At 52.5% G+C, this 19,505-nt stretch carries 12 protein-coding genes and 1 tRNA gene; 8 read left to right on the top strand and 5 right to left on the bottom strand.

The annotated features are described in order from the left end of the window. Window positions 1-80: 80 nt before the first annotated feature. The 3 genes from V9K67_RS22060 to V9K67_RS22050 form a co-directional block, all read right to left on the bottom strand. Complete coding sequence (locus V9K67_RS22060) at window positions 81-2,150, bottom strand: AAA family ATPase (RefSeq protein ID WP_336726331.1); 2,070 nt, start codon at window positions 2,148-2,150, stop codon at window positions 81-83. Between the two features lie 98 nt (window positions 2,151-2,248). After that, window positions 2,249-3,403 carry a DUF3800 domain-containing protein gene (locus V9K67_RS22055; RefSeq protein ID WP_336726329.1) on the bottom strand — a complete coding sequence of 385 codons (1,155 nt, stop codon included), beginning with the start codon at window positions 3,401-3,403 and terminating at the stop codon, window positions 2,249-2,251. A gap of 505 nt (window positions 3,404-3,908) precedes the next feature. Then, complete coding sequence (locus tag V9K67_RS22050) at window positions 3,909-4,319, bottom strand: hypothetical protein (protein ID WP_336726328.1); 411 nt, start codon at window positions 4,317-4,319, stop codon at window positions 3,909-3,911. 324 nt (window positions 4,320-4,643) lie between these two features. On the opposite strand from V9K67_RS22050, the gene V9K67_RS22045 reads away from it, so the two are divergent. The 3 genes from V9K67_RS22045 (at window position 4,644) to V9K67_RS22035 (ending at window position 6,533) form a co-directional block, all read left to right on the top strand. After that, window positions 4,644-4,820, top strand: a complete 177-nt coding sequence (locus V9K67_RS22045) for a hypothetical protein (RefSeq protein WP_336726325.1) — start codon at window positions 4,644-4,646, stop codon at window positions 4,818-4,820. 9 nt (window positions 4,821-4,829) lie between these two features. After that, window positions 4,830-5,774 (top strand): S1/P1 nuclease, encoded by a 945-nt coding sequence (locus V9K67_RS22040; RefSeq protein WP_336726423.1) that lies wholly within the window; start codon window positions 4,830-4,832, stop codon window positions 5,772-5,774. A 171-nt stretch (window positions 5,775-5,945) separates the two neighbouring features. Further along, window positions 5,946-6,533, top strand: a complete 588-nt coding sequence (locus tag V9K67_RS22035; RefSeq protein WP_336726324.1) for a hypothetical protein — start codon at window positions 5,946-5,948, stop codon at window positions 6,531-6,533. Window positions 6,534-7,526: 993 nt separating this feature from the next. Here the strand turns inward: V9K67_RS22035 and V9K67_RS22030 are convergent. Then, window positions 7,527-7,613, bottom strand: a tRNA-Tyr gene (locus tag V9K67_RS22030). Window positions 7,614-8,336: 723 nt separating this feature from the next. Here V9K67_RS22030 and V9K67_RS22025 point away from each other — a divergent pair. From V9K67_RS22025 to V9K67_RS27205, 4 genes are all read left to right on the top strand, one after another. After that, the gene (locus tag V9K67_RS22025) at window positions 8,337-11,378 is read left to right on the top strand and encodes a MopE-related protein (protein WP_336726321.1); all 3,042 of its coding nucleotides are present in this window, start codon (window positions 8,337-8,339) and stop codon (window positions 11,376-11,378) included. Between the two features lie 272 nt (window positions 11,379-11,650). Next, complete coding sequence (locus V9K67_RS22020; protein WP_336726319.1) at window positions 11,651-11,944, top strand: hypothetical protein; 294 nt, start codon at window positions 11,651-11,653, stop codon at window positions 11,942-11,944. Window positions 11,945-12,347: 403 nt separating this feature from the next. Continuing rightward, complete coding sequence (locus tag V9K67_RS22015; protein WP_336726317.1) at window positions 12,348-13,415, top strand: replication initiation protein; 1,068 nt, start codon at window positions 12,348-12,350, stop codon at window positions 13,413-13,415. A 1,554-nt stretch (window positions 13,416-14,969) separates the two neighbouring features. Beyond that, a complete protein-coding gene (locus V9K67_RS27205) occupies window positions 14,970-15,233 on the top strand; it encodes a DUF1810 family protein (RefSeq protein WP_414696796.1) in 264 nt (87 codons plus the stop codon). On the opposite strand, the gene V9K67_RS27200 is transcribed toward V9K67_RS27205, so the two are convergent. Next, window positions 15,189-15,686, bottom strand: coding sequence for an ArsR/SmtB family transcription factor (locus tag V9K67_RS27200; protein ID WP_414696795.1), 498 nt, complete (start codon window positions 15,684-15,686; stop codon window positions 15,189-15,191). The genes V9K67_RS27205 and V9K67_RS27200 overlap by 45 nt on opposite strands. 305 nt (window positions 15,687-15,991) lie before the next feature. On the opposite strand from V9K67_RS27200, the gene V9K67_RS22010 reads away from it, so the two are divergent. Beyond that, the gene (locus V9K67_RS22010; protein ID WP_336726315.1) at window positions 15,992-19,318 is read left to right on the top strand and encodes a vitamin B12-dependent ribonucleotide reductase; all 3,327 of its coding nucleotides are present in this window, start codon (window positions 15,992-15,994) and stop codon (window positions 19,316-19,318) included. Window positions 19,319-19,505 lie beyond the last annotated feature (187 nt).

Below are 19,505 nucleotides of genomic sequence, written 5' to 3'. Positions count from 1 at the left end.
AAGACTGAAAAGCCTGAAAACAACGCCTTTATGCCCGCTTTATCATAACGGACTTGCAGGCATTGTTAGTGAAGAAAGGATCAGTTACCCAATTTTTTTATATCCGAAAGTTTATCAAATAGGTTTTTCCAAATTTCTTCGGTTTGTTGCGATATAGGTGCATTTTTACGTTGTAGCTTTTTTTCCATCTCTTTGGCCAAATCTACTTTCCAGCCATCCGCCGGGACTATACTGTTTTTCTTAAAATAGGTCTCCGCCTGAACAAGGAATGGGCTATTCTCTTCAATTTCGTCAATCAGGGCAGTGTCTTCTACACGGTATTTTCTATCCAATGCATCAGCCATCATTTCATTGGGAAAAAGATCCTCTATCTCAGTATTGTCAACTCCCAAAAGGTCTTTTATCACGAATATGCGCTCCGATTGACTACTGTATAAGTCTTTTGCCAAAGTGTCTTTCATCTTGGTACCGTTTAAATCACTGTCTAACACTACAAACGGTAATTGGGCATCTTTACCAGAGATGATATTAATAATAGGCTTCATGCCTTTTACTCCTCCTGTCGGAATAAACACTAGTTCTTTGGTTGCGCCCAACAACCCTTTTTTCTGTAAATAACTTTTAATGGCATGCAAGTATACCTGATCGCTATGTCCTTCTACCAAAACCGGTTGGCATCCATTAAGAAATGTTTCGGAAATAGACAGTCCAATAGCTGCATGGACTGGATATATTGAATTTTCTGATACTTTGCTGCCTTTCCTTAAATCAGATGATACTGCGGAATGCCCCTCATCGTCAATATACACCGCTTTCACCTGCCCTAAGTTATTGGAATCGATCAAAAAAGGCGAATGTGTGGTATAAACCACTTGGCTATCCTGAGACAAGGATTTGAAAAACTTGATAAGATCCTCCTGTGCTATAGGGTGAAGAGTAACACCTGGTTCATCTAATAGGAGAATACAACCTGTATGCTCGTCTTGACTTTCGACAAGGAATACCAAGAAAAAACTAAAAAACCATTGTAAACCGCGACTTCTACTTTCCAGTTCAATTTCTTCCGGCCTTTTCTCATCGCTGACCCAAATACGGAAATGATTCCCATCAGCATCAAAGCGAAAACGGTAATCGCCTTGTTTCCACCAGTTGCGGAAATCTTTGGTCATTTTAGTGGAGGCTGATTGCAGCAAAACTTCCCGCTCCTTCTTGCGTTTTGCTTCTTCAGCTATGGTTTCCTCTTCCTTCGTATTCGAATGGGCCTGCTCCTTTCCAAGTTCCAAAATCTCTTTAGGTGTAAGTTTTACAAAGTCAAACAGGACTTTTAATGTTCTTGCCCTGTCCCTGTCTATGCCCTTTAAGTTCTTTCTACTCAAATCCTCAATAACACGGGGTAGATAAATTTCTGAGTTAAGGTTACCATAGTCCGAATAATAAACAAAGGCAGGTAAATACTTTAATACTGTTTCATAATATTCCCCAGTCAACTCGCCATTTACTGCCGTAATTTCGGAAAGCTTCCTGACAGGCTCTATAACCGATTGAATAGCCTTTTCTTGGATCTCTTCTGCCTCGTATTCAATATTATCAAACCGCTCCAGCAACTCAATTATTTTTGTATGTATATTTCCGGACCACGTTCTGGATCGCTCTATCGCTCCATGGAAAAAGTCTTTGACTTCTAGGGCCCCTTCAAACTCTCCAAATGGCTCAATCAGCTTTACCAAGCTCTGTAAAAAGCTAGAAAAGGCTGGGCCATCAAATTGGTTATTTTCAAAAGCTAACAGGACGATTTTATAGGATTTATCCCAATGACGGGAATATCGAACCTGTTCTGTAAATGATTGGGCAATTTTCAGCTTTTTGGAAAGTTCCTTAGCTTGTACTGCATGCAATTGGAATTCGGCTTCAATGAATGGTTGATCATCACCGTCCGCCTTAAAGCTGCTGTAGATGGGGCGGGGGTAATCAATTAGAGGGTCGATGGGCTCTTTATTGGCAGGGTTAAGCTTCCACAGTGGCAGTAAAAGGTTCGTTTTACCCGCTTCATTGGTACCAATGAGGGCAGTAAGATTTGAGGTATCAATCCATTTACTGTCGGAGACACTTCTAAAGTTCCTTACGCGAAATCTATTGAGAACAGCAGTCATTCGATTTATTTGGCTATAATTAAAAAAGTGATATTGCAAAACATGGTATGAGACTACAGTGCCCCATATAATGAATGTCTTGGGAAAAGTACATTTTCTTACATATTATCCAAGATTTGGGTAAGCTTTGAAAATTCCTCTTTATTTAAAATATCCAGCTCATTATTTGTTGCCAGCTTTACGCGTTCCCGGCACACTTGTATGCGGTGCAAAATAGGGAGAATAAGCCCATTTCCATGGTCCAAAAATTTTGAAAGGTCATGAACGCTGGTCGGCAGGCGGTAGCCTTTCTCCTCCCCCTTGGCGCTGCTGGCAATGAGCAGACCCTGGTCCCGCAGCCGGCCGATCACCGTGGCGCGAAACTGCTGCTCAGGCAGGGGCTTTGGGCGTCCCACTTCCAAGTGCTTGATCAGTTCGCTGGCAGACAGGTAGCGCTTCGCCCCGAAAACGCTCTGGTGCAGCAGGAGCAACTTCACACAGTTGATCTGGTCGGTGTCCTCCTGGCTTTTCGGTTCTTTCGTTTCGATGAAATCTATAGCCAGATCCGTGGCATAACGCGTCACCTGGTTGTCGTGCTCCCCTGCCCTTTCTTCTTCCCTAAGGTGCGCTACTCGGAATTCCCGCGGGAAGTAATTGAGGCCGGAAAGGCGTGGTTCCAGCACTTCCAGGAATTTTTCCCGGTGACTCAGATCCTTGCTGCGGTCAAAGCAGCGGCCCAGGGTGCCCGCGATAAAATCAGCCAGCTGGATCAGGAGGCTGCCGGAACTGCTGCCGGTTTCGAACTCGGAGCCGGAGAAAAGGTCGCGTATATGGTTCAGGTACACATATTTCTTGAAGCTGCGCAAAAAATCGTTATCGCCCTGTTCGTCTACGAACAGCCGCAGTTTCGGATAGGCTTTGTACAATTCTTTATAAAGCAGGCCGGAAAGGTATTTATAAAACGGATCCTTGTGGCGAAAACCCTCACCGTACAACTTTTCCTTGTCCACCACCAACGCATAAACGTTGAAGTTCAGGCCGGCCAGTTCCCTGAGGACCTGCAGGCGGTAGGCGTGGTTGTCCCCTACCTTCCGGGACTTGATCTCGCCGGTATGAAAATACTTTTTGCGGATCGCTTCCAGGGAGACTTCCGTGCTTTCCTTTTCGGATTCCTTCAGGATGACGGCAGCAACAATGAAGTGAGTGCCTTGGGTAGTGAAGTCAAACGAGTTGTTGCCGTATTCATCGGCGTAGGCGAGGATTGCTTTGCTCATGCAGGCATCAGTTTATAAACTTTTGACTATTAGGCGATTTCTCCAAATATACGTCAATCGGGGTGGGAAACCATCTGCCCGTTTCCATTATTCAAGGTCTGGGAAAGGGAAGAAAAGGCGGTTGGGCGTAAGGAGATTATTTTGCTGTAAATGAGTTTGGTAAAGGTTTTTGATAAATTAAATATGTTTTAGCCATAAGGGAATGCCCTCTGAATTGATCCGGGGCGAACGGCGGTTTTAGCTATGTTTGTATCAGCAAACGCGCCGGAGGGAACGAAAGAAATAATAGAAGCATATCCGGCGGCCGTTGTGCATCAGCTACAAGACTATTTCCAACTTTTTCATATGGCAAGCAATCGTTAGTCGCCCCTTGTTTCTACTCGGGGCTTTTTTTATGCCGCATAGAAGTTCCTGGTTATTCCGGCTGTTTAACTCCGGGCCAAAACAAGAACCCCCGCCGGGGCGGGGGCCTGTAAACCTTCAATTTAAACCTTTCTCCGAAAAACTACCAATTTCTATCCTTATCGTAGCGGCCGTCGTAGCGGTCATTGTCTTTGCCGTAGCGGCTGTTGTTATCTCGGTCGTCCCTGCGGCTGTCCTTTTTGTACGATTTGTTGCGGTCATTGTAATAGCGTTCGTTCACTTCGCGGATCTGGCGGTCGCGCTGCTGCTCCAGGTTGCGCACCTGGCGGTCTTTTTCCGAAGAACGCAGCCTGCGACTTTCTCTTACTTCTTTGATCTTGTACGCATATTCTCTACGGATACGGCTGATCTGCTCATCCCGCTCCCGTTCGGTAAAGGAGTAAACCGGGGCGGTGGCGATTGAAGTTGTTTTGGAAACAGGGGCAACGGAAGGAGCGGCAAATACGGAGGTCAGGGTTCCCAGGGTCAGTACCAGTGTAAATATCTTTTTCATGGTTCAGTTATTTTATTGTTCTGTATCATTTGTTACGGATATAAGAAGCCTGGCAAGTATTGATGTTTAAACACTTATGGTTAATTAAGGTGAATAGTTGGGTTTGCTGCCATTAGCATTCATTAACAGCACGCTTCTGCTTTTCCAGAGTAATCAGCACCCTGAAATTTGGGGGTTCGTAGCAGGGTATCCACTTCCATCATTCTTAAACAGCCTCCTTCAAATCGGCCGCTGGCTGGCTGCTTTCGCCTGCATTGTCCTGTTCTAACTTATCTTGCGGGGGCCGGTTCAATGACGGTTATTCTAAGACCTGATACCTGATTTATGATGAAGTTTTTTCGTATATCCCTGATCCTTTTGTTTTCCCTGGTACTACTCTCCTGGGGGCGCCTTGGGCACCGGACGGTAGGACTCATTGCAGAACGCCACCTGGCCCCCAAGGCGAAAGCCTCGGTTCGGGCCCTGCTGGGTGCCAGCAGCCTGGCGGATGTCAGTACCTAGGCCGATGAACTGCGCGGCGATCCCCAGTTCCGAAGCACCGGCCCCTGGCATTATATCAACCTGCCGGCAGGACTGGACCGGAAGGCCTTTGACGCGGCCGTACGGGGTATGAAGGGTGCGAATTTGTACGAAGCATTGACCCGGATGCAGCAGCAACTGCGCGATCCCCGCACCAGCAGGGAAGACAAGGTGACTGCACTGAAATTCATCGTGCACCTGGTGGGGGACGCCCACCAGCCCATGCACGTGAGCAGAGCCGCGGACAAGGGTGGCAACGAGATACAGGTGAACTATCTCGGGAAGGGCACCAACCTGCACGCCCTCTGGGACAGCCGGCTGCCGGAACACGCAGGGCTTCAGGAGGAGCAGTTGGCCAGCCGGGTGGACAAGGCCGGGGCTGGCCAGGTAAACGTCTGGCAGGGAGACGCCCCACTCCAGTGGCTATGGGAAAGCTACCAGGTCAGCGCGGGGTTGTATGCGGAAGTGGAGGGAATGAGCAAACGCACCCTTTCGGAGGCATATTATAAGAACCATATGCCCACGGTAGAAGACCGGATACAAAAGGGCGGCATCCGGCTGGCCGGCCTGCTGAACGAGATCTTTGCGGACGGCAAGGCTCCTGGCGGGGAGCCGGTTCCGGCAGCTGCGGCGCCGGCGGGATCGCAAGGGGTAAAAAGTATTACCCTGGAGGAGGTCGCCAGCCAAGTGGGCAGGGAGGTACGGGTATGCGGAAGGGTGTCCGGTTCCCGTAGCCTATCAGGTATAACGCTCGTCAACCTGGGCAGGCCCTATCCCCACCAGCTTTTGACCCTGGTGCTGAAAGGGGCGGTCAGGGATATCGGCAATCGCTTATCGGAAGGTACAAACGTCTGTGTGACGGGGAAAGTGGAACTTTATAAAGGAAAGCCCCAACTGGTTGTCGATAAACAGGAATTGCTGGAGGTGGGCAAATAGCAGCAGTAAAGGGCCGCTTTACAGTGATAATATCCTGCCCTTCCATACGGGGACCAGCGAAACAGGGTTCTGTCCCGCTGGTCCCCGTCTCATTTCGGTAAATGTTGACCGTGATCGTTTCCTATTTTGTATTCCTGTTCTATGCAGCTCTCCGAATTCCGATCCGCCCTTATGTCCCTGCTACAAGCCGGCGACCGTCCCTTTATCTGCAGCGGCTCCCCGCTGGCCTGCAAGATTTTTATTGTGGGCTGTAACCCGGCAACCGGCGGCGCCGGCTTCCAGGAGCATTTTGGCGAAAGTGGTTTTGATTATGGTGCCTGGTGGAAGGACTACCTGGACGCCCGGCAAAAAAGCGGGAAAAGAACGAAGGCGTCCCCTACCCGAAGGAATATCAGGATCATTTCCGAAGTGCTGCAAAGCACCGGCCTTTCCGCCCTGGAAACCAACGTATATGCGACCCCTTCTACCAGAAAAAGCCTGCTTTCCCCAAAGGACCAGGATACCGCGGTTTTTGATTTCCTGCTGCAGTCCATTGGGCCCACCCTACTCTTTATCCATGGGAAGGATGCCTGCCGGGCCATTGAACAAAGAATAAAAGGTCCGCTGGTAGGAGACGGCTGGAACCGGATTGGCGGCAGGAAGTGTTATTGTGTGCTGGACCGGCATTTGTCCTATCGCTACTCCGGGGCAGAGGCCGAACGAACCGGCAGGAAACTGGCTCACCTGTACCAACTGCACCTAGCCGGCTCCTTCCCTTAACAGGAGGCGGCTTCGCCCGGCAGTTCCTGCCTACGCCAAGCAGCAGGGGCCATGCTAGAAGAAAATTAACCGTAGTGAACTTCTTAGCGCTTTATTCGGTGCGGCCGTGCCCGGGATAAATATAAAGGGAGTCCTCCTGGCCAGGGGATGACCATGGATACTTATTAATGAACAGGTTAACCAAACCAAACAGGGGCACTTGTATAATACGGGTATGTCCGACATATGTCGGACAATTGTCCGTAGAGTGAGCCGTTTTGTATATTTTTGTAAAGACACTTGTTTATACTTGTCAACTATAAACAGTCAGCAGTTGACAAGTGTCGAAAAGATTGTAAAAAAACAAGCCCTGCTGCAAACAAGGCTTGTTTGGGTTCAGACTCATTTCTCCTTACTTGAAAAAGTGGAGTACGATCTGAACCAGGCTCGGGAGGAGTCGAAATAACACATCTTTAAGCTGGTCAGAGTTGCCGCTCTGTCCGGCTTTTTTTGTTTTTCGACCTTTCTTACTGGTCATATGAATCAAAAAATGGCAGCTTTAATGGCACTGCCAATTACTTAAATACTCAAAGAACTGGTTTTCAAATGTACTTTGGGAGCCCTAATCTTTCCATTTAATAGGTAATATTTACCATAGCAAAGTTCCGGGCTCGTAACATATATTCATGCCTGGATCACATTTCACAGCGGCTGCAGCCGCCGTTATTTTCATAACCCCCTCTATATTAACATACTAAAAAGTTGCTCATTCGTACACCAAAAAGGACTCTTTTCTTCACTGGTCCCCATTTTATTGACATTAAAGCTAAATCCAACCACCCGGGTACAAAGAACAAGGAAATTCAAAGAACTTTTGCAACAGGTTTGCAACATGAGTTTGATAAAACAAACATAGAGACAGGCTATGGATGGTAAAACGAAAATGCCTTTTCTTAGGCCTTTGTGCCCTTTTTTGCTCTCTTTTGTACCCTACTGTATCTGTAAAATGTAAACCGGAGAGAGAGGGAATCGAGCCCTCGGAACAGTTACAGTGAACTGTCATCAAAACCACCATTTCTGGTGACCATGAGCCATCTCTCCGTCCTAAGCCGCTTTGATTGAAGGCAATAAAAAGAAGGCTTTTGTGCTTATTTTTTCGACCAGCGCACTGCCTCTGGAGGGCAAAGCCTGGTTTCCGAAGATGCTTTACCAGCAGCAGGTTTCCTTCCCTTGTAACCATATCCTTAGGATATAAATAAAGGGGACGATAAGATCATCCCTTTCCGGTCAGCACCGCTGCGCCGTTTATGCATCAGGTTAAGTTTTTGTGCCTTGGCCTTCCCAAGACCGCCGTTAGGTTTAGTCCTGAGCCGTTTCCATGGGCCGGTTTTTTAATAAAACTCTTTCAGTTGATGTAAATTTTATATTTAAAAAAATATACCTTGTGGTCCTAAAACTGGCTCGACCAGGAATTCCTTACCACTAACCCATTTCTGCCATGCACCGCCCCCGTCCGCCTGCCGGCTTTCGCCCGTTTTTCATTCCCGTACTTTCTTCCGCCCGGCATTAACCTGGGCCCAGCCGTCGCTGTTTACGTTCACAGGTAATCGAAAACTATTGGTTGCTTTCCTTTCCCGGTAAACTACTTCCCCCTCCCCTTTCGTAAACCGCCTTTTGCAGGAGCGGCCCCCGGTCCTGCCCGCCAGCTGTTGCTCCGTCTCCCCTTGTTTGCTACCGTCCTTGGCCGCGGTTCCGGAGTACTGTTCGCGGCCCGGAAGTACCCTTCCGTTGCCTCTCCCCCATTCACCTTAAACCTCACCGCATATGAAATGGCGATCTTCCCTTTTCGCAACCCTCTTTCTCTTTCTCTCCCCTTTGCAGCCCGACGCACGGGCACAGGCCGGGCGGCTGGACGCCCGCTTTGCCGCCAAAGGCTGGTTAACCACTTCTTTTGCCCCACGTAATGAAGGATTCGAAAACGGCCGGCAGGTACTTGCGCTGCCGGGCGGTGCCCTTCTGGTCGTGCTTCGTTACGAATGGGGCTGCCTGCTGGCCCGTTACCTGCCTGGCGGGACGCTGGACCAGCGCTTTGGCAGCGGAGGGTATTCCGACTACCTGGACCTCGAACCCTGGGGCGCGGCCCTGCAAAGCGATGGCAAAATCCTGGTGGCCGGGCGCAAATACAACGGGACCACAGGCAAGTATGATGTTGCTGTGGCTCGCTACCTGCCGGGTGGCAGCCTGGACCGTGGCTTTGGCGGGGACGGGCTGCAGATCATGGATTTTGGCGGCAGGCAGGAAGGGGCGGTCTGTGTCGCCCTGCAAAGCAATGGAAGGGTCGTGGTGGGGGGCTACTCCCTTTCCGATTCCGGAACCTCCAGCCACTATGCCCTGGCCCGGTATCTCCCCAACGGCGCTCCTGACCCCAGTTTTGACGGGGACGGAAAGGTCTTCACCGATTTTGGCCCGCCGGGAGAGCTGACGGCCTGCGCGCTGGCCGTGCAACCGGACGGAAAGATACTGCTGACCGGCTCTGCCCTTGGTGTCCGGGGCTCCGCGGATTGGGTACTGGCCCGCTACCTGCCGGGTGGCAGCCTGGACCGGGATTTCGGCTCCGGGGGCCTCGCGTTTACCGACTTTGACGCTTCGGGTGATTGGGCCACTTCCCTTTCCCTGCAGCCTGACGGGAGGATCCTCACAGGTGGATCGGCTTATAACCAATCCACCGGCAGGTATGAGTTTGCCGTGGCCCGCCACCTGCCTGACGGCAGCGCGGACAGCTCCTTTGGCAGCGGGGGCAAGGCCCGTCTGGGCACCGCAGGAAAAAACTATGCGGCCTCCCTGTCGCTGCAGGAGGATGGAAAAATAGTGGTGGGGGGTACTTCCTACCAGTTTCCTGCCGGGGACTATTATGCCGGCCGGAATTATGCTTCCCTGCTCCGCCTGTTGCCTGACGGCAGCCCGGACAAGGGCTTTGGCAGCGGGGGATGGGTAACTGCCCTTCTGGCGCCTGTGACCGGGGACCGCTATGGGGAGGTTGCCCACGCTGCCCTGCAAAGGGACGGCAGAATCGTGCTGACGGGACTGGCCTATAATCAAAGTGTCCGTAACGATGACTATGTCCTGCTGCGTTTTCTTCCGGACGGCAGCCCGGACAAGGGCTTTGATGGGGACGGCCTGCTCGAGGGATATTACCTGGCGGAAACTACCTGGATGAGCGACCTGGCGGTACAGGGGGATGGCAAAGTAGTGGTGGCCGGGGCAACCGGTACCGGAGAAGCAAGAGATTTCGCCCTGGCGCGTTTTCTGCCCGACGGCCGCCTGGACGGGGCCTTTGGCCGCGGTGGAAAGGTCACTTCTGACCTGGGCGCCATTGAACATGCGTGCGGCATTGCGCTTCAAAGCGACGGAAGGATCGTGGTGGCCGGGGAATCCCTCATCAACGGAAGTTTTGACCTGGTCCTGGCGCGCTACCTGCCGGACGGTACCCTGGACAGCAGCTTTGGGGCAGGAGGGAAAGTCACTACCGGAGCCAGCGGTCATGACTTTTTCGGCAGCCTGGCGCTTCAAAGCGATGGGAAACTGCTCCTGGCCGGGTCGAGCCCCGACAGCGCTACCGGCTACGATTTGGTGCTCCTGCGTTACCTCCCCAATGGCCGCCCGGACCCTGGCTTTGGCGCCCGGGGCAGGGTCACTGCCGATTTTTCCGGGACAAAGGATTTTGCCCGGTCCCTGGGCGTTCAAAACGATGGGAAGATCGTGGTGGCGGGAGAAGCAAGAGGGAGCACCGGCACCATTGGTTTTGCCCTGGCCCGCTTCCTTCCCAATGGCGGGCTGGATCCTTCTTTTGCCGATAAGGGCAAGGGCATTTACCGCTTTGGGGCGACCGACTGCGCCGCAAGGGCGCTGGTCCTGCAGGCAGACGGCAAACTGGTAGCGGCGGGATCCTGCTTTAAATCCGGCGAGATATCTTCCCAGTTCTTGCTGGCCCGCTTTCTTTCGGACGGCCGCCTGGATTCCACCTTTGGTACCAAGGGATGGCGGTCCACCGCCTTTAGGCAAGTGGGGGAGGCCATGGAAACTGCCGAATGCCTGGCCCTTCAAAGTGACGGGAAGCTGGTGGCAGGGGGCTGGAGCTTTCATACCGTTTTCTCCACCAGCTCCGCAGTCCTGGCCCGCTACCACCCCGATGGGCGGCTGGACAGCTCCTTTGACGGGGATGGCCGGCTGGTCACCTACTTTGGCCAGATGGCAGTCGATGCCAGTGGCCTGGCGCTGCACAAGGACCGCCTGTACGTGGCGGGAACCATTACGGGCGCTGACAGCAAAGGCCTGTTGGCTGCTTATTTAACAGGGCCGGCATGGAAGACCTTCTTCCACGACGGCGACCGGGATGGCTATGGCGCGGACAATGCCTCCCTTACAGCCGCTGCGCCTCCCTCAGGCTATGTGAAAAAGGGCGGGGATTGCGACGACGGCAACCCGCTGGTCCACCCCGGCGCCCCGGAAGCTGCCAATGGCAGGGATGACGACTGTGACGGGCAAGTAGACGAAGCCCGGCCTCTAACCTCCTTCCCTGCCGCCCCGATGCACGAGGAGGGTGCTGCGGGGGCCTTCCTTGCCGTGGCCGTTGCCCCGAACCCTTCTCCGCATGCCTTTACCTTAACGCTAAAATGCGGCAGCCTGGAGCCGGTACGGCTGCGGGTGCTAGACGCCGGGGGCAAGGTGATGGAGGTGCGGGAAAGGGTGGCGGCAGTGGGCGCAACGTTGCTTCTGGGCCGGGACTACCGGCCTGGGATTTACCTGCTGGAAGTGGTACAGGGAAACATGCGGCAGGTTTTGAGGCTGGTAAAATCAGCGGACTAAGGACGAATGAAAATACCTTAAGGACTGGCTACTGGGCCGGTCCTTTTTATTGGGTTATAACCCTCTGGCGCCTTTAGCCCTGGTTCCCGTAGACAGGAAAAGGTAAGTTGTCAGGGATAGACCCTGCTGCGTGTCAGCAGCCTTACCGACTTCAGTACTTAAGAGGATGAGCTTCGGGGAAATCCGCAGTTTCGAAATTCAGTCCCCTGGTATTATATAAACCACCCTGCAGGACTGGACCGAAAGGCCTTTGCTGTAGCCGTTCAGCTCAAATGCTGAAAGCCAAGGAGCACTTTGAACGAGAACTCATTTTTGAAGAGGACATGACAGCGCACGCTTTAGTAAAGGAGCTATTAGGCGATCAGGAACCGGTAAGGCTGGAAAGGGCTCTCCAAGAAGGCAAGGCGGAACCGGACGCCCTGGTGCATGAGAACCCGTCCCTGCTGGTGGCAGACGACGAACAGATCAGGACGTATATAGCGCAGCTCTTCGGAGCGAAGTTTACCGTGTACCAAGCGGGTATGGCGGAAGAAGGGCTGAAACTGGTCAGCCGTGCCAGCGCCTGACCTTCGGGCCGAAGGGCGCCGGCGGAACGCGTCCATAGCTTCAAGTAGTATACTGTGTCTGTACGAAGGGAATATTGGCCCCGCACCCGTCCGAATGCGTAAAATTTTATATATTTCTCCCGGGGAAGCCCTGCCTGCGGGGAGTTGTCAAACCAAGGCCTTACCGGGTTAATCCTGGTCCCCCGGGGATTGTCTGGAGCCGCAGCACTCCGGAATCTTTTCAACCGGGTACTTACCAATGGCGATCAGAATATCTTCGCTATTAAAATAAAGGGCACCTTTGAACGGTTAAAGGATCAGGGAGCAGGGATTACCGGTAAGAAGGCGTCCCTGGTACGGTCCTTACACGAAATCATTTCGCTCAACGACAAGAAACTTTATAGGGAATTTAAACCTAATGGATATGGAAGGGAAACCTTTGGAGGAAGGAAAAGTAGTATTAAAAACAGCAAAGCGCAAAAAGGAAGTGGTCCTGCCGGAGCTCCGGGAGATCGTTTTCATCCCGAACCGCGTTACCAATGCGCAATACGACTATACCCTAATCCAGGAAAAAATATTCAATTATGTGATGTATTACCTGCAGGAGGCCATCCTGTTGAATATGAACGGCGGGGACTATACCCAGCTGGAGCTGTTCAAGGTAGTGGACACCCACATCAAGGTACGCATTCCCCTGAAGAACATTGCCATCCCTGCCCAATATAAGGACGTACGGAATTCCGCCAAGCAACTGGCCAGCATCGTTGTCGGCGTACCCTACCGGGACAAAGACAGCGGAAAGTCCTATACCCGGTACCAGGGATTATTCAAGGTCAGTGTCCCCGATGAACTGGTACGCAGTTCGGACCTGATCATCGAAATTGAAAAAGAAATCGCCAAGGTACTGGTAGAACTCGAATTAAACCAGGCGGGCAAGCCCAAGAACTACACCAGCTTCGTCCTGCAGATCGCCACCCAGTCCAAAAACAAATATACCTCCCGCCTGTACAAGAAGATCTCCAGCTGGAAGGAAAAGGGGGGCTTTTACATGTCCCTGGATGAATTCCGCGACTGGCTGCAGCTGGGTGACAAATATCCCACCTACTACGACCTGAAGAAGAACATATTGATACCCGTACAGAAGGAACTGGAAGGAAAGGCGCCCTGCTGGTTCAACTGCAAGGAAAAGAGTTTTGAAAAACGGGAAGGTAAAACGGTGGTCGGCCTCCATTTCAAGGTCATTACACCGGATCTCGTACAGGCCAAGCGCATTCATGCCGATAATATCATCAATATGCTGCGGCTTCACTGTGGCTTCAAAGACCAGGATATCCAGCTGTTGACCCCCATTTTCAACGATTCGTTCGACCATAGCAGGGTGATCAACAAAATCATGGAGTTAAATGAGCACATCCGAGAGAATCGCGCTACCATCAACAGTCCCAAAAATTACATGCTCAAATCATTGTTGAAGGAGTTTGCCCCCGAATAGGGAAAAACAGTTAAGAATTTCTCCGTGGTGCTGGCAGCGAGTTAAGATTTTCTCCGTTTTGCAGTTAAGATTTTCTCTTTGATGAGTTAAGATTTCCTCCGTAACTAGTTAAGATTTCCTCCGTGGTCATCCACTGAAACCCGCTTCTAGAGCGGCTTTTCGCCTCCCAACAAATAAGCAAACTGATTCATTCAAATTAAATCAAAGGAAAAATTTTATAGAGATGATCCGGTTTGCAGTCAAGTTTTCAGCCACTTTGACAGGAGAAATACCGGGAAGAAGGTGGTTTTGAAAGGAAAAATCGATCTAAAACAAATGAAGGGGCCCGGCCGCGGCAAAATAGTTAAGAATTTCTCCGTCATGATGATTTTCCCTGCACGCCAATAGTTAAGAATTTCTCCGTGACGTATGTATCTTGTTGTAAATCATATGGTTACACGTTGTGTTCAGGCTGATCCCCCTTCTGCTTAGAACAGCTAAGAATTTCTCCGTGATCCGGGTTACCGCCTTCCTCTTCTTCTTCTTAAGAATTTCTCCGTAATAGGGATCTCTTTCCTGCTTTTCCATAGTTAAGTTTTCCTCCGTACTGTTCTTATAAGTCTGATATTCAGGCTGTTATATCCTTGGTTTTTACAAGATGTTAGCGTATGTCGGATGAGTAAGAGAAGTTAAGAATTTCTCCGTTTTGCTGGTTAGTCATTGGTTTTCAATAAGATACATAAGATGGATTTATGAATTTCCCGCATCCCGCCGTTCATAGAAACGGATTCGCGTGTTGAAAGTCCCTGGGCTTTACAACAAAACCAAAAATCAGCACTACCTGGCTCCCGAAAAAGCAGTATAGGCAGTGCTGGTAGGATAAACGTTTTTACGGGGCCGTAGAACTGCCCTTTGTCAGTGGCGCACGGCAGGGGAGCTTCTGCTGGAAAGTGATATAGTTAAGATTTTCTCCGTGATGGATATGGTTCCGGACTCCCCGCAGCGACATCCAGGTTCCTGGAAAAGAAAGATACATGGGTTGAACCCCCACTTTTTAGCATAGAAGCACTTTATTTCAAATTGCGATTAGCTATAAAGGCAACCCATTTGCCGACCCCCAGAGCTAAAGGCTCTATTTTAATTCAGGAGCAACTTTATTCAGCTGTTCTTTTCCTTACAAAATCTGCATGCGGTAACCTACACGGAGAAAAACTTAACTAAAGTGTTGCGCCCAAACCAGTGGCGTCCCTCTTCCCTTCCTTGCGTCCGGAAAAGCTGATGTAGGCCTACCCGGCCCAAGGCGGATGTGGGATTCTCCTTCTACGCACAGGCCTGAACCTTATGCTATGCACGTAACGGAATGCCGCACCCCAGCTCCGTATATTTTATAGGGAGTAGGCGTCCGCAAATAGTTAAGATTTCCTCCGTGCTGCTCGTTAGGTGCTGTTGTTCTGCAACTCAAATGCGCAAACACGGCGGTTTTGGAACGATTAAAAGCATACGCCGGAAAATAGCGAAGGCCAGGGCCTCTTAAATCCCGAAGGCGGCAGCATCACGGAGAAAATCTTAACTGGTGTGAGCTTTCTATCATTATGTTACTTTCCATTTGGGCGGGATAAAGCCTCATGGCTGAAAAAGATTTGCAACACCTTGCTTCGGCTGTCCGGAAGTGATGCCTATGCCCTATTCGGCAGCCCGGATAATATGAAGCTGCGTGCTTCCAATACCTTATTTTCCACCGTGCCCGGGGCTAATACGGTATTTAGAGACGTTTTATGGCGGCGCGAAAGCGGCTTAAGGCGCGTTCCAAAATGCATGGAAAGGCCGGTTCACAGTTAGTAGAATACAAGGATGGGTCTGCCCGCTTCGGGAGATGGGAACTGAGAGGCAGTGGGTACCGGGCTTAATTTTCCTTTTCCTTGTTTTAGTCGGAACCAAGGGTGAGGGACAGGGGATGCAGGCCTCCTGTTCCTTCTTTCCGGGCCTGGCTTGCAGTAGAATTTCCGCCAGGCGCTGCATTTCCTGGAGCTTCGGATAGTGGAGAGCGTAGTACATGCATTGGCCCACGTGATTGGCCGTCACCAGCCCTGCACGTCGAAGCTCACCCAGGTGGCGGGACGCATCGGACTGGCGAAAAGAAAGCGCCTGGTACACCTCCGTAACGCGGGCGGTACCCCGTGCATGCAGGTAGTGCAGGATCTGGCGGCTGGAAGGGTTGGTGAGCGCACGCAGCGCCAGGTCTCCTTTGTCCAGGTCCCGTGAGTTCAGTATCAGTTCGCCTGCCGGTTTCATGCAGTTTTGAATGTACACAAGTTAGCCAGATGTTTTGATAAAGTGATGGACAGCAGCACGATTTGTCCTCCTGCCGGTACCTCGGGCATTTTTTTTACGTTCGATAAAAGGAAACTTTTTTCGACGGTTTTGTCCCACTTTTTCTTCTATAAAAAGTAACGGATACCCTCATACGGCAGCAGGTGCCGGTTCCATCCAACAGGGATTTTGGGACAGGGAATTCTGGCGCTTGCCCTAATTTCGCGGTCCCGGTGCCCTGCAGTTTTTCAGCAGGGCGCCCAACCTACAAACACAATACTGTCAATATGGATGCTGTAGCAACCCCCGCCGCCGGCCTGACGTTCCGCCGCCAGTTTACCCGTGAGGATAAAGCGGTGTTCGACCTGTTCGATTACGATTACCGCACCTCGGTGATCCGCAATCCCAGCGGAGAAATCGTCTTTGAAATGAAGGACGTGGAAGTACCCCGCGGCTGGAGCCAGATCGCTACCGATATCCTCGCCCAGAAATACTTCCGCAAGGCCGGCGTGCCCCAGGTGGATGGCTCCCTCGGCCGCGAAACCTCCGTAAAGCAGGTGGCCCACCGCATGGCCCACTGCTGGCGGGTATGGGGCGAACGCTACGGCTATTTCGCCTCTCCCGGAGATGCGCAGGTATTTTACGACGAGCTGGTATACAGCATCCTGGCCCAGCTGTGCGTGCCCAACTCGCCCCAGTGGTTCAACACCGGCCTGTACGAAAGTTACGGCATTACCGGGGGCGCCCAGGGCCACTACTACGTGGACCCTGCGGACGGAGCACTCAAAAAGTCCACCTCGGCTTATGAGCGGCCCCAGCCCCACGCCTGCTTTATCCTGGGCGTGGACGACGACCTGGTGAACGAAGGCGGCATTATGGACCTGTGGGTACGCGAGGCCCGGATCTTTAAATACGGCTCCGGCGTGGGCACCAACTACTCCTCCATCCGCGGTGCCGGCGAAAAGCTGAGCGGTGGCGGCACTTCCAGCGGCCTGATGAGCTTTCTGAAAATTGGCGATCGCGCCGCCGGCGCCATCAAAAGCGGCGGCACCACCCGCCGCGCCGCCAAGATGGTGTGCCTGGACCTCGACCACCCCGAGATCATGGAATTTATAAATTGGAAAGTGGAGGAGGAAAAGAAAGTGGCTGCCCTCATCGCCGCCGGCTATGCTTCGGACTATGAAGGCGAGGCCTACCGCACTGTTTCCGGGCAGAATTCCAATAACTCCGTGCGCATCCCCAACGCCTTCTTTGACAAACTGGCCAAAGACGAAGACTGGGAGCTCACCGCCCGTACCGATGGACGGGTGATGAAAAGAATCCCTGCTAAAGACCTGTGGGACGGCATCGCCCATGCCGCCTGGAGCTGCGCCGACCCCGGCACCCAGTACAACACGACCATCAACGAATGGCATACCTGCCCCGCCGGCGGCGAGATCCGGGCTTCCAACCCCTGCAGCGAGTACATGTTCCTGGACAATACCGCCTGCAACCTCGCATCGGCCAACCTGATGAAGTTCTTTGATGCCGATAAGGCGCATTTTGACGTGGAGGGTTTTGAATCCACCTGCCGTCTGTGGACCGTGGTGCTGGAAATCTCCGTGCTGATGGCCCAGTTTCCGAGCAGGGAAGTGGCCCGGTTGAGCTATGATTACCGCACCCTCGGTCTCGGCTACGCCAACCTCGGCACCCTGCTGATGGTGAGCGGCATCCCCTACGACAGCGAAAAGGCCCGGGCCACCTGTGGCGCCATCACCGCGATCATGACCGGTACCGCCTATAAAACCTCGGCCGAAATGGCCTCCGTGCTTGGCGCCTTCCCCCGCTACGATGAGAACAAGGCGTCCATGCTGCAGGTCATGCGCAACCACCGCCTGGCGGCTTACGACGCCGACCAGTACGAAGGCCTGAGCGTAAAACCCCAGGGCCTGAAAGCCAACTATTGCCCCGACTACCTGCTGAAGGCCGCCTGCAAAGCGTGGGACGATGCCGCGGCACTGGGGGAACAATACGGCTACCGCAATGCCCAGGCAACCGTGATCGCTCCCACCGGCACCATCGGCCTGGTAATGGATTGCGACACCACCGGCGTGGAACCTGACTTCGCCCTGGTGAAATTCAAAAAGCTCTCCGGCGGGGGATATTTCAAGATCATCAACCAGTCGGTGCCGGCAGCCCTGAAGAACATGGGCTACAACCCGCAGCAGGTGGAGGCCATCGCCAGGTTCGCGGTGGGCGCTGCCTCATTTAAGGGGGCACCCTTCATCAATTACGAAAGCCTGAAGGAAAAAGGCTTTACTCCCGAAGAAATCCAGAAGCTGGAGCAAGCGGCCCCTACGGCCTTTGAGATCGGCTTTGTGTTCAATGTCTATACCCTGGGGGAAGCCTGCCTGCAGCGTTTGGGATTCACTCCCGATGCATATTTTGATTTTGAGTGGAGCCTACTGGATGCCCTTGGCTTTACCGGGGAGCAGATCGACGCGGCTAACGACTACATCTGCGGTACCATGACAGTGGAGGGCGCCCCCTTCCTCCGACCCGAGCACCTGCCGGTGTTCGACTGCGCTAATAAGTGCGGTAAAAAAGGCGAGCGCTACATCCATGCCCACGGGCATATCAAAATGATGGCAGCCGCCCAGCCCTTTATCAGCGGCGCCATTTCCAAAACCATTAACCTGCCCCACGAAGCTGCGGTGGAGGAAATTGCCGACGCCTACCTGCTCAGCTGGCAGCTGGGCCTTAAGGCCTGTGCCCTTTACCGCGACGGATCGAAATTGTCCCAGCCGCTGAGCAACCAGTCCGATAAAAAGAAAGGGAACAAAGATGAGAGCGCGGAAGAAAGCGAAAAGGCCGCGGAAGTTGGCGGAGGCCTGGTAGACCTGGGACAGCTGACGGTAGAGGATCTGCTCGAAGAGGTACAGAAGCGGGTACAGGCTTCCCCTGATACCCAGCTCAAGCGCCAGCTGGCGCGTATCGTGGAACGCCGGACCCTGCCTGCCAAACGCCGCGGCTTCACGCAGAAAGCCAAGATCAATGGCCAAGCGCTGTTCCTGCGCACGGGCGAATACGCCGACGGCACCCTGGGTGAGATATTTATCGACATGGCCAAGGAAGGCGCCACCATGCGCAGCCTGCTGAACTGCTTTGCCATCGCCATCTCCTTAGGGCTGCAGTACGGCGTGCCGCTGGAAGAATTCGTAGAAAAATTCGTATTCACCAAGTTCGACCCTGCCGGTTTCGTGGACCATCCCAACATCAAGTCCACTACCTCCATCGTGGATTTCATATTCCGGGCGCTTGGATATGAATATTTGAACCGCACCGACTTGGTGCACGTACTGGACAAGCCCGAAGTGCTGAATACTGGGCGTGATCCCTGGGAGGAGCCGGTGAAGGGTTCCGGCCTGCCAGTGGTACCCGCCAGTCCCAATGGACAGGCTGTAAACGGGCATAGGCAGGACGAGAAGGCGGACATGGGCCTCAATGGAGTCAGCCAGGCGGCACGGAGCCTGCAAAGCGATGCCCCTGCCTGCAACACCTGCGGACACATTACGGTACGCAGCGGGACCTGCTATAAGTGTCTGAACTGCGGCAACAGCATGGGGTGCAGCTAGAGTAAGTCTTGCTGTATTAATACTAATCCACCGGACAAGCATATGTACTTGCCTGGTGGATTAGTAAATCTTCGGATGGTGTAGAATAAATTGTGTCAAGTCTATAATAACAATACTCCGGTAGTTTTTAAGCTCTGAGCCTTCCGAAGTTAAGGCAGTTTTCATAGGCCTGTTGGTATTTTTCACT

The organism is Huijunlia imazamoxiresistens, from assembly GCF_037132455.1.
In the GTDB taxonomy this organism is placed as follows: domain Bacteria; phylum Bacteroidota; class Bacteroidia; order Chitinophagales; family Chitinophagaceae; genus Flavisolibacter; species Flavisolibacter imazamoxiresistens.
This window is presented reverse-complemented; position numbering and strand designations above follow the sequence as displayed.

Bases quoted from the DNA above. Each gene is read 5' to 3' on its own strand.
- V9K67_RS22060 (WP_336726331.1), bottom strand. From the start codon at position 2,150: ATGACTGCTGTTCTCAATAGATTTCGCGTAAGGAACTTTAGAAGTGTC.
- V9K67_RS22055 (WP_336726329.1), bottom strand. From the start codon at position 3,403: ATGAGCAAAGCAATCCTCGCCTACGCCGATGAATACGGCAACAACTCG.
- V9K67_RS22050 (WP_336726328.1), bottom strand. From the start codon at position 4,319: ATGAAAAAGATATTTACACTGGTACTGACCCTGGGAACCCTGACCTCC.
- V9K67_RS22045 (WP_336726325.1), top strand. From the start codon at position 4,644: ATGATGAAGTTTTTTCGTATATCCCTGATCCTTTTGTTTTCCCTGGTA.
- V9K67_RS22035 (WP_336726324.1), top strand. From the start codon at position 5,946: ATGTCCCTGCTACAAGCCGGCGACCGTCCCTTTATCTGCAGCGGCTCC.
- V9K67_RS22025 (WP_336726321.1), top strand. From the start codon at position 8,337: ATGAAATGGCGATCTTCCCTTTTCGCAACCCTCTTTCTCTTTCTCTCC.
- V9K67_RS22020 (WP_336726319.1), top strand. From the start codon at position 11,651: ATGCTGAAAGCCAAGGAGCACTTTGAACGAGAACTCATTTTTGAAGAG.
- V9K67_RS22015 (WP_336726317.1), top strand. From the start codon at position 12,348: ATGGAAGGGAAACCTTTGGAGGAAGGAAAAGTAGTATTAAAAACAGCA.
- V9K67_RS27200 (WP_414696795.1), bottom strand. From the start codon at position 15,686: ATGAAACCGGCAGGCGAACTGATACTGAACTCACGGGACCTGGACAAA.
- V9K67_RS22010 (WP_336726315.1), top strand. From the start codon at position 15,992: ATGGATGCTGTAGCAACCCCCGCCGCCGGCCTGACGTTCCGCCGCCAG.